At 46.8% G+C, this 14,422-nt stretch carries 10 protein-coding genes; 4 read left to right on the top strand and 6 right to left on the bottom strand.

Annotation, left to right across the window (positions count from 1 at the left end; translation table 11 throughout):
- Positions 1–6: 6 nt before the first annotated feature.
- Entirely contained in the window at positions 7–1,023 is a 1,017-nt protein-coding gene (locus tag DW800_RS06620) for an N-acetylmuramoyl-L-alanine amidase (protein ID WP_009038039.1), read from the bottom strand.
- 137 nt (positions 1,024–1,160) lie between these two features.
- On the opposite strand from DW800_RS06620, the gene DW800_RS06625 reads away from it, so the two are divergent.
- Positions 1,161–2,441, top strand: a complete 1,281-nt coding sequence (locus DW800_RS06625) for an O-acetylhomoserine aminocarboxypropyltransferase/cysteine synthase family protein (RefSeq protein ID WP_005826957.1) — start codon at positions 1,161–1,163, stop codon at positions 2,439–2,441.
- A 64-nt stretch (positions 2,442–2,505) separates the two neighbouring features.
- Here DW800_RS06625 and DW800_RS06630 read toward each other — a convergent pair whose 3' ends face one another.
- Positions 2,506–5,010: a family 20 glycosylhydrolase gene (locus tag DW800_RS06630; protein ID WP_117713727.1), complete on the bottom strand. Its 2,505-nt coding sequence runs from the start codon at positions 5,008–5,010 to the stop codon at positions 2,506–2,508.
- 175 nt (positions 5,011–5,185) lie between these two features.
- Here DW800_RS06630 and DW800_RS06635 point away from each other — a divergent pair, with 175 nt between their 5' ends.
- From DW800_RS06635 to DW800_RS06655, 3 genes are all read left to right on the top strand, one after another.
- On the top strand, positions 5,186–7,474 hold the full coding sequence (locus DW800_RS06635; protein ID WP_117713726.1) for an NADP-dependent malic enzyme: 2,289 nt from the start codon (positions 5,186–5,188) through the stop codon (positions 7,472–7,474).
- 363 nt (positions 7,475–7,837) lie between these two features.
- Entirely contained in the window at positions 7,838–9,175 is a 1,338-nt protein-coding gene (locus DW800_RS06650; protein WP_005826963.1) for an NADP-specific glutamate dehydrogenase, read from the top strand.
- A gap of 186 nt (positions 9,176–9,361) precedes the next feature.
- Entirely contained in the window at positions 9,362–10,576 is a 1,215-nt protein-coding gene (locus DW800_RS06655) for a GTP-binding protein (RefSeq protein WP_005833014.1), read from the top strand.
- A gap of 95 nt (positions 10,577–10,671) precedes the next feature.
- On the opposite strand, the gene DW800_RS06660 is transcribed toward DW800_RS06655, so the two are convergent.
- The 4 genes from DW800_RS06660 to gmk form a co-directional block, all read right to left on the bottom strand.
- A complete protein-coding gene (locus tag DW800_RS06660) occupies positions 10,672–12,876 on the bottom strand; it encodes a beta-N-acetylglucosaminidase (protein WP_057255743.1) in 2,205 nt (734 codons plus the stop codon).
- A 120-nt stretch (positions 12,877–12,996) separates the two neighbouring features.
- Positions 12,997–13,575, bottom strand: a complete 579-nt coding sequence (gene nadD, locus DW800_RS06665) for a nicotinate (nicotinamide) nucleotide adenylyltransferase (RefSeq protein ID WP_005826971.1) — start codon at positions 13,573–13,575, stop codon at positions 12,997–12,999.
- Between the two features lie 22 nt (positions 13,576–13,597).
- Positions 13,598–13,834 (bottom strand): hypothetical protein, encoded by a 237-nt coding sequence (locus tag DW800_RS06670; protein WP_117703659.1) that lies wholly within the window; start codon positions 13,832–13,834, stop codon positions 13,598–13,600.
- Positions 13,831–14,394 carry a guanylate kinase gene (gmk, locus tag DW800_RS06675; RefSeq protein WP_016272958.1) on the bottom strand — a complete coding sequence of 188 codons (564 nt, stop codon included), beginning with the start codon at positions 14,392–14,394 and terminating at the stop codon, positions 13,831–13,833. Before gmk ends, DW800_RS06670 begins: the two co-directional genes overlap by 4 nt.
- Positions 14,395–14,422: the final 28 nt, after the last annotated feature.

Below are 14,422 nucleotides of genomic sequence, written 5' to 3' on the forward strand. Positions count from 1 at the left end.
TTGTCCTTATTTCGCCTTTTTATAATCCGTGATGAAACCCTCCATCATCCACTTGGCCAAAGCCTGGCGGTTCGAACTGATTACAAAACGGCGCTGGTCAAAAGTGTTCTGGATATTTCCCAATTCCACGAATACGGAAGCGGGAGAAGTATTGGCTAACACATAAAGATTGCGTGCGCTGACAGTTCCGGTAAACCCACGGTTGGGCTGGTGCTTGTCATATTTCGATTCGAAAGTTTTCTTCATGGTCTTAGCCAGACGCTTGCTGTCGGGCTTGCTTTTAGAGTGGTAAAAGAACACATCGGTCTGATGGCTCTTACTGCGACTGTCCACATGAAGAAAAATGGCACGGCAATATTTATAGTTCTTGCGGTCCTTCTTGTAAAACTCATTGATTTTGGCGCAACGTTGCCGGAGACGTGCCACTTGGTTCAAGGGTATGGGAGCTCCCATGCACGTCTCACGTTTGCTGTTGGAAAGGTACTTGTCATCACGGATTCCGTCTTTAGCATCCTGGATAATGATACGGACTTCCGCCCCCTCTTGCATCAAGTTACGGGCAAGGCGCAAAGCCACATCATACGCATACTCATCTTCATGCAGTTCTATTTTGCCGATTCTGCCGATAGCTCCGGGGTCGGGGCCTCCATGCCCGCTCACTACATAAAAACAAGCGCCCTGCAAACGGTTGGATGTCACTTTTACACTGGCAAGCGCTTTCCCGAACAAAGGTTCATTGATTGTCTTCTTCCCATTGCCGACCGGCTTTGATAATGGGGGCAGTACATACTTCACTCCCAGCCGCAATTCCTCCTTCCCTTTAAGAAGTTTCTTGTTCAGCTCCAAAAACTCCTTATAATAGGCTCTCCCCGGGCGCTTGTTACGTTCCAGGAAAACAGAGATTCCTTCTCCACGTCTCGGACTATCCCGCTCTTCCTGAGCCGAAGCATTAAAAGCAAACAAAGTACAAAAGAAGATGGTCAGTAAACAAAATATGCGTTTCATATTCCAATTATTCATCATTTATTCGGTTCGCTACAAATTTCCAGCCGCTAATTTATAGCATTTTACCATACTTAAGCACAAAATTATAATTTTTTCCCTACTTTTGCGACAACTTACGCGATAATAGATAAGAAACTTTTAAAACAGATAACATTATGGCAAAGCAATTCAAGCCGGAGACGCTGTGCGTACAAGCCGGATGGACTCCTAAAAAGGGCGAGCCCCGTGTACTCCCCATCTATCAAAGTACAACTTTCAAATATGATACCAGCGAACAGATGGCACGCTTGTTCGACCTTGAAGACAGCGGCTATTTCTATACCCGCCTGCAGAACCCTACGAACGATGCAGTAGCCGCCAAGATTGCCGCCCTCGAAGGTGGTGTGGCCGCTATGCTGACATCCAGCGGACAAGCAGCCAACTTCTATGCCATTTTCAATATCTGCCAGGCAGGAGACCATTTTGTTTGCTCCTCTACCATCTATGGCGGAACATTCAACCTCTTCGGAGTAACTTTGAAGAAATTGGGCATCGACGTCACTTTCGTCAACCCGGATGCCAGCGAGGAAGAAATTTCCGCTGCTTTCCGCCCCAATACCAAGGCCCTATTCGGCGAAACCATCTCCAACCCTACGCTCGAAGTGCTCGATATAGAGAAGTTTGCCCGCATTGCCCACAGCCACGGCGTGCCCTTGATTGTGGACAACACCTTCCCTACCCCCATCAACTGCCGTCCGTTTGAGTGGGGTGCCGACATCGTAGTACACTCTACCACCAAATACATGGACGGACATGCCACCAGCGTAGGTGGAGCCATTGTAGACAGCGGTAACTTCGATTGGGATGCACACGCCGACAAATTCCCCGGACTGTGCACCCCGGACGAGTCTTACCACGGACTGACTTATACGAAAGCCTTCGGCAAAATGGCTTACATCACCAAGGCTACAGCCCAACTGATGCGCGACCTGGGCAGCATCCAGTCTCCACAAAACGCATTCCTGCTGAACCTGGGTCTGGAAACACTGCACCTACGTATGCCCCAACATTGCAAGAATGCACAAGCGGTAGCCGAGTATCTTGCCCAGAACGACAAAGTGGCTTGGGTGAATTATTGTGGTCTGCCGGGCGACAAATACTACGAGCAGGCACAGAAGTACATGCCGAACGGCTCTTGCGGCGTTGTCACCTTCGGCTTGAAGGGCGGACGGGAAGAGTCTATCAAGTTTATGGATTCACTGAAACTGGCGGCCATTGTGACTCATGTGGCCGATGCACGTACTTGCGTGCTACACCCAGCCAGCCATACACACCGCCAGTTGACAGACGAGCAACTGATGGAGGCAGGTGTACGCCCCGACCTGATTCGCTTCTCGGTAGGTATAGAGAATGCAGAGGATATTATTGCCGACATCGAACAAGCGCTGAACGCCTAAAGGAATAAACAAAAGGGAGTGCATTTTCGGACAATGCACTCCCTTTTCATTTCAATATTCTCTATTACTCAACATTCAATATAATCGTCAAACTTTCCTTGCCTTGGTAGAAGGTCTTTGCTTTCACTACCAGGGAACCACACTTCACCGGTTCTTTCCATAAGGTTGACTGGGCAGTAGGTTCCGAACCATCAGTTGTGTAACGTACTTCAGCACCATCAATGGCCACATTAGCATACAGATTTCCATCTTTTACCAATAATCCCGGCTGAGGCAAGCGGAAGTTAATCCCATTCTTTGCCCAATAAGGCATTTCACTCTTGCTGATTTTCTCATAATAAAGTGCCAAAGCCTGATTGAAAGCCTGCTCCTCCCGTATATCGGATAAATTTTCCCATGCCGGATGGGCATTCCAGCCACGTTCTGCCAGCCCTAATATTTTTGGGAAAAGAAGATATTCCACGCCATCAAAACTACGGATAGTTTCGGCGAACAATTGCCCTTGTACACCCATAATATGCTTCTTGCCTATCTCTGTCAAAGCAGTCTTCCCCTTTTCCGCATTATTCAAATCAATGGGATTGCCTGCCATATCCACACGCAGCGAACGATAAATGCTGAAAGGAAGCATAGAGAAAGAGACAGACTCATCCACATAACCTCCCCAATCGAGTCCACGCTCGTCCGGATGACCATTGTAAGCCATATCCATATAGAAATTGCCCACGTTGCAAAGGATGACCGGGTAACCGTTATTGGCTGTCTGATAAACCACTTCATCAGAGCCCGGTACAGTATTCCAGCAATACACACCGGCAGCCTGGCCCCTCAACTGTTGATGAGCCTCTTCGGTATGCCCCAAAGCAACTTCCTGCCAACCACTGAATTTCAGTCCGTTCTTCTGCATCACATCCGCCATTTGCGTAATGAAATACTCTGACAAATCATGAGCTTTCGTCATGCCTTTTTCCTTCATCAGTTCCTGGCATTTCGGAGAGCCCATCCACACGCCGCGAGGCACTTCGTCACCACCCAAATGCACTGTGTACAGTGAAAGACCGGCTTCCTGATACATCGCATTAAGTTCCTGAATCACCTTCTCCATAAAACGGTAAGTAGAAGGCAAGGCGACATTCATCACATTGTCCGTATAATATTGTACAGAAACATAACGTGAAGTATCTTCCGGTTCACTCAACATATATTCTGTAGCTTTCCCCGGATCAGTTTCAAAATATTTGTTATAGCGTGCCTTCATGGAGACAATGGCAGCGCGGGCATGCCCCGGAGATTCTATTTCCGGAACAATGCGGACATGTCTTTCGGCAGCATACTTCAGCAAATCAATAAATTCCTCGCGGCTATAATATCCATTGCCTACAGTCTTTGCATCAGGGTCATAGCCACCGTCATAACATGGGTAGAGGCACTGGCTTTCGTCAGTGGTATGCCCGCGACGGCTACCCACAGCAGTCAGTTCCTCCAAACCGGGAATCTCCAAACGCCAGGCTTCATCATCACAAAAATGGAAATGCAGGACATTCAATTTATAAGATGCAAAAATATCCACCAGTTTCTTCAAGTTCTCCGGAGCGGTGAAATTACGGGCAATATCTATCATTTGTCCACGATATGCCAAGTCCGGATAATCCCGGATGGAGACTGCCTCCAGCAAATAAGGTGTCTGCTTGTCCTTCAACATTGACAAAAGTGTCTGTGTACCATTAAAAATGCCATGAGGAGTGGCAGCACTGATTTTTATCAGGTTGTCACCTATATTGATAGTATAATATTCATCATTTACGGCCTCCTTCCTATCAAGCAGTTCTTCCAGCACAATCTTCACGGAAGCATTTCCGACAACTTCCAAACCATACAAACCAGTCAGTTTCTCTTTCAGCAACTTGGCTTCACCGGCAAAGTTCTCCGGAAATGCCAAAGCTACCTTACCTTCCAATACGACATTATCGCCTTCAATGGCTACCGCTTTCTTTACAGACGGAAGAATGTCTGACTGCACCAAAGCAGGAGCACCAGCCAAGCGAAGATTGGATTCATAAATCTTAGTCGCATCCGGATAGCCGCTCATTGACTCGGGAGAAGGAAGCGGCAGCGCCTTCAAAGCCACGGGCAACGGACTGCCCTCTTTACCATCCACAGTCTCCACCCAATAAGTTCCTTCCGGTACATGGGAGTTCCGGTCCAGCTTGTAAGTGCAAAGGAAAGTAATCCGCATGGAATCACCGGGAGCCAGCGGAGCAAATTCGTCTGTCGGATACATTTTGAAAAAATTACCGTTCACTACCTCTACCTTCACTTCAGAGGCTCCTTCCTGCTTCACCCCTCGGGGAAGCTGTGAATAGTAAATCGTCCAGTTCTTTTTTAGAGGTTTTTGAGAGATATTCTTGAGAATAAAGGTATTCTCATAATATCCGGGTTCGATGTCACTTGCACCCATTTCCCAGGTCAGAGCAACCGGTGCCTTAGGTTCATTACTCGTTTTACATCCAGCAAATAGTGCCATTACACAAAATAATAATCCTGCCAGAGGAAGTTTCAAAATTCTCATGCAACTCATGTGTTAAGTTAATAAATGGGGGTAATTTCTAAAATCTGATGCCAAAAATAAGCATTTTAAGCTAATTAACTGATAAAAGTAATAGATTTTATTGACAGCGAGCTACAATTTAGAACTTTTATACCTACATTTGCAGCCAAATTATAACCAATTTAACTATTCTACCATGGCTAAAATAACCAAAGAAGCAGCCTTGCTCTACCATTCGCAAGGCAAACCGGGTAAGATTGAAGTAGTACCCACCAAGCCTTACAGTACACAAACCGATCTTTCTCTCGCCTACTCTCCGGGCGTTGCAGAACCGTGCCTCGAAATTGAGAAAAACCCGCAAGATGCATATAAATATACAGCAAAAGGCAATCTGGTAGCTGTCATCTCCAACGGAACCGCCGTACTCGGCCTGGGCGATATTGGCGCCCTCAGCGGCAAACCCGTCATGGAGGGTAAAGGTCTGTTGTTCAAAATTTATGCAGGTATCGACGTATTCGACATCGAAGTAAATGAAAAAGACCCCGACAAGTTCATCGAAGCTGTCAAGGCTATTGCCCCAACATTCGGAGGTATCAACTTGGAAGACATCAAAGCACCCGAATGTTTCGAAATAGAACGCCGCCTGAAAGAGGAATTGGACATCCCCGTGATGCACGACGACCAGCACGGCACCGCCATCATCTCCAGCGCAGGATTGCTGAACGCCCTGGAAGTGGCAGGCAAGAAGATAGAGGAAGTGAAAATCGTCGTAAACGGTGCCGGGGCTTCCGCCACCTCATGTACCAAACTGTATGAAGCGCTCGGTGCACGCCGTGAGAATATCCTGATGCTGGACAGTAAGGGAGTCATTACCAGCGATCGCGAGAATCTGACCGAGCAGAAACGTTACTTTGCCACCGACCGTCGCGATGTACATACTCTGGCAGAAGCCATCAAAGGCGCCGATGTATTCCTCGGACTGTCAAAAGGTAATGTGTTGACCCAGGACATGGTTCGCAGCATGGCAGACCATCCCATCGTGTTTGCCCTTGCCAACCCTACTCCGGAAATTTCTTACGAAGACGCCATGGCAGCACGTCCGGACGTACTGATGTCCACCGGTCGCTCCGACTATCCTAACCAGATTAATAATGTAATCGGTTTCCCCTACATCTTCCGCGGTGCCCTCGACACGCAGGCAAAAGCCATCAACGAAGCCATGAAAATTGCTGCCGTACACGCCATTGCCAACCTTGCCAAGCAGCCCGTGCCCGATGTTGTGAATGAAGCATACCATGTAAACAACTTCACCTTCGGTCCCGAATACTTCATCCCGAAACCGGTTGACCCGCGCCTCATCACCGAAGTGTCCTGCGCTGTGGCCAAAGCCGCCATGGAAAGCGGTGTAGCCCGCAAAGACATCGAAGACTGGGATGCCTACCGCCTGCAACTGCGCGAGCTGATGGGTTACGAAAGCAAACTGACCCGCCAACTCTACGACACCGCCCGCCGCAACCCGCAACGTGTGGTATTTGCCGAAGGCATCCACCCCAATATGCTGAAAGCTGCTGTGGAAGCCAAGGCTGAAGGTATCTGTCATCCTATTATATTGGGCAACGACGAAGCTATCGAGAAGCTGGCAAAAGAACTAGACCTTAGCCTTGAAGGTATTGAGATAGTAAATCTGCGTCATCCGGATGAAGCGCCGCGCCGTGAACGCTATGCCCGCATTCTATCCGAAAAACGTGCCCGCGAAGGCGTCACTTACGAAGAAGCCAACGACAAAATGTTCGAACGTAACTACTTCGGTATGATGATGGTGGAAACGGGTGAAGCAGACGCTTTCATCACAGGTCTTTACACCAAATACAGCAATACCATCAAGGTTGCCAAGGAAGTCATCGGTATCCGTCCGGAATACAAGCATTTCGGCACCATGCATATCCTGAACTCCAAAAAAGGTACATACTTCCTGGCCGATACGCTGATTAACCGTCATCCCAATGCCGAAACGCTAATCGATATTGCCAAGCTGTCGGAATATACCGTCCGCTTCTTCAATCATACACCGGTAATGGCCATGTTGAGTTACTCCAACTTCGGTGCGGATAAGGAAGGTAGCCCGGTAAGTGTACACGAAGCAGTGGATTATATGCAACAAAACTATCCTGACCTTGCCATTGACGGAGAAATGCAGGTGAATTTCGCCATGAACCGCGAAATGCGTGATGCCAAGTACCCGTTTACACGCCTGAAAGGAAAAGACGTAAACACACTGATTTTCCCGAACTTGAGTTCTGCAAACTCTGCTTACAAACTGTTGCAGGCCATGGATACAGATGCCGAACTGATTGGTCCTATCCAAATGGGATTGAACAAGCCTATCCACTTTACCGATTTTGAAAGCTCCGTGCGAGATATCGTGAATATCACCGCAGTGGCAGTTATCGATGCTATCGTAGACAAAAAGAAAGCAGCCAAATGAAACGACCGTTATCAAAATTCCAAATAGTTTGCATTATGCTGCTTTGGGCAGCACTTTGCTACATTGTTTTGATATCTGTCGAACGAATTGACGGTCCAATCATCCTAACGCTTGCCATTTCGGCGGCTTTAGTATTTATTCCCGTCATAAAGTCTCTAAAAAGAGGATAAATAATATCTTTTTATTCCATTTTGCGGTACAAAACAATAAAATTGTTGTTTTATACCGCATTTTCTTTATAAAATGTTTGTTCGTTTCATTTTTATGTGTACTTTTGCAACCGCAATGAGAGGAAAAGGAAACAAACCGAAAATCGAATTGTTTTAGGTAATATATAGTAGCAACCAATAAAAGAAATAGATTATGAATGCAGCTAAGGTATTAGAAGACCTGAAAAGACGGTTCCCCAACGAACCGGAGTATCATCAAGCAGTAGAAGAAGTTCTTTCTACGATTGAAGAAGAGTATAACAAGCATCCGGAGTTTGACAAAGCCAATCTGATTGAACGTCTTTGCATCCCCGATCGCGTTTACCAATTCCGTGTTACTTGGGTAGACGATAAAGGTAACGTACAAACCAACATGGGCTATCGTGTGCAGCACAACAACGCTATCGGCCCTTATAAAGGCGGTGTTCGTTTCCACGCTTCTGTAAACCTGAGCATCCTGAAATTCCTTGCTTTCGAGCAGACATTTAAAAACTCATTGACAACTCTGCCTATGGGTGGCGGTAAAGGCGGTTCGGACTTCTCTCCGCGCGGCAAGTCAAATGCTGAGGTCATGCGTTTTGTTCAGGCTTTCATGCTGGAGTTATGGCGTCATATCGGCCCTGAAACAGACGTACCTGCTGGTGATATCGGTGTAGGTGGTCGCGAAGTAGGTTTCATGTTCGGTATGTATAAGAAGCTGGCTCATGAATTTACGGGTACTTTCACCGGTAAGGGCCGTGAGTTCGGCGGTTCGCTGATTCGTCCGGAAGCTACCGGCTACGGTAACATCTACTTCTTGATGGAAATGTTGAAGACTAAGGGTACTGACCTGAAAGGCAAAACTTGTCTGATTTCCGGTTCCGGTAATGTGGCTCAATATACGGCCGAGAAAGTATTGGAATTGGGCGGTAAGGTATTGACCATGTCTGATTCTGACGGTTATGTATACGATCCGGACGGCATTGACCGCGAAAAGTTGGATTACATCATGGAACTGAAAAACCTCTATCGTGGACGTATCCGCGAATATGCTGAACAATATCCGGGTGTCAAGTATGTAGAAGGTGCACGTCCTTGGGGTGAAAAAGCAGACATCGCCTTGCCTTCTGCAACTCAAAATGAAATAAACGGAGATGATGCAAAAAAACTAATTGCTAATGGTGTCATGGCTGTGTCCGAAGGTGCAAACATGCCTTCTACCCCTGAAGCAATCCGCGTATTCCAAGATGCAAAGATTCTGTATGCTCCAGGTAAGGCAGCCAATGCCGGCGGTGTATCAGTATCCGGTCTCGAAATGACTCAGAACTCCATCAAGTTGAGCTGGAGTGCAGAGGAAGTGGACGAGAAATTGAAGAGCATCATGAAGAACATTCACGAAGCTTGCGTGCAATATGGTACGGAAGCCGACGGTTATGTAAATTACGTGAAGGGTGCCAATGTGGCCGGATTTATGAAGGTGGCAAAGGCGATGATGGCGCAAGGGATTCTGTAAGAACTAAAGCCATAGTACAACTACAACAGAAGAAAGGTGAGGGGCTCAAAGCTTTTCACCTTTTTTCTGTTTAATAATATAGAAGAAACAAAATTTTGTTTTTTTCAATCCATTATCACATAAATCAGATAACTTTGCGGAAGTTAATAAAAGAAGACCATTATCATTGAAGCAAACCAAACGATTATGAATACAATAGAAATCCCCGTACTGCTGTTGACCGGTTATCTGGGTAGTGGCAAAACGACGTTGGTAAATCACATCCTTTCTAATAAACGTGGCATTAAGTTTGCCGTTATCGTCAATGACATAGGCGAAGTGAACATTGATGCAGACCTTATACAGAAAGGTGGCGTGGTGGGAAAGAAAGACGACAGCCTGGTAGCTCTGCAGAATGGCTGTATCTGCTGTACGCTGAAGACAGACTTGATAGAGCAGATGTTCGAAATCATGAAGATGCAACGCTTCGACTACATCGTGATTGAAGCGAGTGGCATCTGTGAACCGGAGCCTATTGCCCAAACACTCTGCTCCATTCCTCATATGGGAGGAGCGTATACTAAATACGGTATTTGCCGCTTAGACTGCATTACCACCGTGGTGGACGCCTTACGTCTGCAAAGTGAATTTTCTTGCGGAGATGATTTGACACGCAAAGGCATTGATGAGGAAGATATAGAAAACCTCATCATTCAGCAGATTGAGTTCTGCAATATTATCCTGCTGAACAAAGCAGCAGAAGTACAGCCCGAGGAATTAAAACGTATCAGGCAGATTATCCACACCTTGCAACCCGGTGCCCAAATTATAGAGTGCAACTATGCAGATGTAGACCTGGATAAGATTATCCATACCCACCTCTTTAACTTTGAACGTGCCGCAACTTCCGCCGGATGGATTCGTGGCATAGAGCAACAAGTAAGCGAAGAGGAGGAAAAAGAGGCGCATTACCATCATGAAGATGAACATCATCATGAAAGCGAACATCATCACGAGAAATGTCATCACCACCATCACGAAGGAGGTGAAGTAGAAGAATACGGTATTGGCACATTTGTCTACTACCGCCGTCCTGCATTCGACATTCATAAGTTCGACCACTATGTCGCTACCAAATGGCCCCGCAGCGTTATCCGCGCCAAGGGTGTCTGCTACTTCAGCCACAACCGCGACATGTCCTTCCTCTTTGAACAAGCAGGTATACAGAAGAAAATAACTGAAGCCGGACAATGGTATGCCACCGCTCCCGAAGAAGACATGATAGAACTGATGCGCCAAGAACCGGGATTGCTAAGAGACTGGGACGAACAATACGGCGACCGCATGCTGAAGATAGTATTCATCGGACAAAATATGGATAAAGAGCAAATCATCCGCGACTTGGACAAATGCCTTGAATAACTTCCTAAAAAAGTGCTCCCCGTCATTCCGATCTTAAGAACAACGGGGAGCATCGTCCCAGACGCGTAACTCTATTTTAAGAATCAAGAACCATATCAATTCTCCGTAAAACGGAACATTTTGAAATACACCTTCTGCTCTGTGTCGGATACATTCACCAGCCTCATCTTCGCAACGCTCAAATCCTTGAGAGATGCCTTCACCTGCGTTCTGTATCCCGGTTTCAAATCCACCGCCTGCCAGTTTGTACCATCCGAAGTTACTTCCAGTTTAAACTTAGAATTAGCCACCTCCGCATCTCCCAAATCAATAAGCACCGAACTCAACTGGCGGGCATAATCCATCGAAATGGTCAGCACACCGCCTGCCTGCCAGTTGATGACTTCATTGGACGGAATAATTGTATTCACCTTTCCCTTCTGCTGAATAGGAAGCGAAGCCAACTGATTCACGTCGCTCTTCAACGTGTAGGGAGAATAAACAGCCTTTGTATCAAGCCCGGCATGGAACGCTGCATTATAGCCCGTTGTCGCCGCTTCGAACAAAGCATTGAAAGTAGGCATCAGATGCAGGCTGCCGCTCTTTATGCCCGCTTTATATTGGGCATCCGTCTCACCCATCAGCACCAGCAGGGCGCGGGCGTGTTCGTAGCTACCTATAAATGCATCCTTCTGCTGGCGCAGGCGTATCATGTTCAGCACCTCCGCACCATACTCTCCCACTTGTTTGAACTGAATGAGCCAAGGCCTTATTTCAGTTATCAACGGACGATTCTCATTTCCCGACGCAAGCAATCCATCAGCGGCAACGATTATCTTCCGGCATTCCTCAGCTACCTGCCGATAGGCATCTTCATCTATCTCGTTTTTCTCTTGATAGGCTTTCAACAAGGCAGAGAGAGCAGGCTGAATGGCAACGGACTCTTCACGACGGAAGCGATGTCCATTCTGTCCCGGGTCGGAATTATGAGCAGCGAAGATTTCCAAATATTCGGCATGAAGTGGCATAAGGTCTCTGACTGCATGTTTCCAAGAAGTTTCACTATCATAATTCTCCATATTCCAAGTATAATCAGCTACACTGTACAGAGAGATTTTGGAAGCCTCGGCATGTTCCATCGGATTGGAAACAAAAGCAGACATATCATCTTTTACATCAAGCCCGTTTCCATAAACCGGCCCTAGCAGCAAATGGTCTTGTACATAATCCGAAACGGGGAAATTCCACCAAATGTACGCCTTACGTTTCAGCAGCGGATTGACGAAGTCCAGCGTAGACTTATCTATAGTAGCAACTACCATATCACCGGTCCACATCACCTTGATACCCTCGTTCAACTTATCACCAAGCGTAGTGAGATAGCCTCCCTCCACATCGGTCCATGACTTGTTGTACTCTGTGGGACACAATATCAATGGTGCAACATCCCGCTTGACTTTTACAAAATGGTCGTCAATATAGTTCAACAGTTCAGCCTGCTTGTCCGCCTTTGTCCCCTCACCCGAAATATCATCAAAGAAAACGGCAAAACCACGCACACCCAACTGGTACATGCTTTCGAACTTCTGCAACAATAACGAGCGGTCTTCTTCATTCCAGCGAATATCCTGACCCGGATGAATGGCCCAATAGAAAATAACATTGTTCTCCTTCGCCCTATTCACCAATACTTTCAACTCTTCTCCTTCTCGAGCAGGATAAGGCTTGCGCCAGTTGGGAGTCCGGTGATAAGGATCGTCTTTTGGTCCATAGATATAGACATTCATTTTGTTCCGACCATAAAAATCAAGCTGGCGTATACGCGCCTCCTGACTCCAGGGAGCACCGTAAAAACCTTCTACCACACCCCGATAGGGAACATCAGGATAGTCCGTCACTTCAACCAAAGGCAGCTTGTCTAAAGCAAGCAACTGCGCAAGAGTCTGTACACCATAGTACGCTCCCCGTTCGTCAGCACCGGCTATGACGATGCAGTCTTTTTCTATTTTCAGGAAATAACCTTCGGATTTGCGTGGAATCCGATGTTGGTATTTCTTAATAATCTTATCTCCTTTCACTCCTATATATACACGGAAAGAAGCGCCAAGCACCTCTTCCGGCATCAATGAACGGAGTAAAGGCAACGCAGGTCCGTCCTGCACGGAATTGCCGGAAAGGATCTGGTATTGTCGGGGAATATCAACAGAATCTTTTTGCGTAATATATTCTTGGGGAGTAGGTTGCAAATGAAACTCTTGCGCACAAAGCGTCGCTGTCGTCAGCATACCGAATGCTCCCAGTAACAGTAGTTCTTTTCTCATAAGCGGATTATTAAATTAAGGAATATCTATGTATTAAGAAAACTCTTCCATGCATTCAAGGTTGATACGTCCAAAAATAAGAAATAAATATGAAAACACGTACAAATACAGACATTTATTTCAGTTTAAAGATTCATTCTGCATCCGTTTGAGTTCATCGCACACAGCCGGATGCAGGAAGTAGCGTACGTCTTTTCCCTCCTCTATGGCCCGACGGATAAAAGTGGAGCTGATTTCGAATACCGGAGAAGAAACTGTCCGCACATTCTGCGGTAAAAAGGTGGCCTCTACCGGATAGCCGGGACGGGGATAAACCAGAAGATGATTTTCGGCAATAATGCGTTCCGACTCGTACCAACGGTGGAACAGCCTCCAGTTGTCCGAACCAATGACAAGATGGAAAGTGTGTTGGGGATAAGTCCGTTTCAGTGCGTCCAACGTATGAACAGTATAAGAAGGCCGAGGCAGATGGAATTCAAAATCGGAAGCGCGAAACTTGGGATAACCCTCAGTGGCTAGCTGCACCAGCTTCAAACGTAACTTGTCATCCATCAGTTCGTTTTCTTCCTTCAGCGGATTGTGGGGGGTGACCATAAACCACACTTCGTCCAGGTCCCCGTATTCGCAAAGATAGTTGGCGAGGGCCAAATGTCCGATGTGTATCGGGTTGAACGAGCCGCTGAAGATTCCTATATTCATTTATTCTTATTCATATACAACCTTACAAAGGACGTCTTTGCAACGCACGCCAGGCAACCCAAGCATTGAAAATCGTCACTACAGAGATAAGAAACATTGAAATACTGGAACGAGGCTCGCCATGATGTATATACAATACACCCACAACAAGGGAGCAGACGAACAGAACGCTATTAATAATTAGCAATGCCTTGTTCAGCTTCGGGCTATTCTTCCTCCTCGGTGCCAACTGGTTGTACACTCCTCCACGTTGTTTCATTCGTTCAAGAATTGAGAGATTACTTTCAATGCTTCCGCTTTGGCTGTCTCCAGGTCATCGTTCACAATCACGGTATCGAACTTCGGTGCAAAGCCCAGTTCGTATTCGGCTTTCGCCACGCGGTTCTCTATCACTTCGGGAGCATCTGTTCCGCGCCCCACCAAGCGTTTGCGCAATTCCTCCACTGAAGGTGGCTGAATGAAAACAGACAAAGCACGCTCACCATAGAATTTCTTGATATTGCAACCACCCACTACATCCACATCGAACACTACATTCTGTCCGGCAGCCAATTGCTTTTCCACCTGCTCCTTCAGTGTTCCGTAAAAACGGTCCTGATATACCTCTTCATACTCCAGGAATTCATCATTGGCTATGCGACGACGGAACTCGTCAGGAGTCAGAAAGAAATACTCCACTCCATCTTTCTCCGTTCCGCGGGGCGGGCGGCTGGTCGCTGAGATGGAGAATGCCAAGTTCAGATTTTGAGTCAGCAGATAGTTGATAATCGTTGACTTGCCAGAGCCCGAAGGGGCTGAAAATATGATAAGTTTTGCCATCGAATTATTTACGATTTGACGATTTACT

The organism is Bacteroides sp. AM32-11AC (assembly GCF_003603515.1).
GTDB lineage: Bacteria > Bacteroidota > Bacteroidia > Bacteroidales > Bacteroidaceae > Bacteroides > Bacteroides uniformis.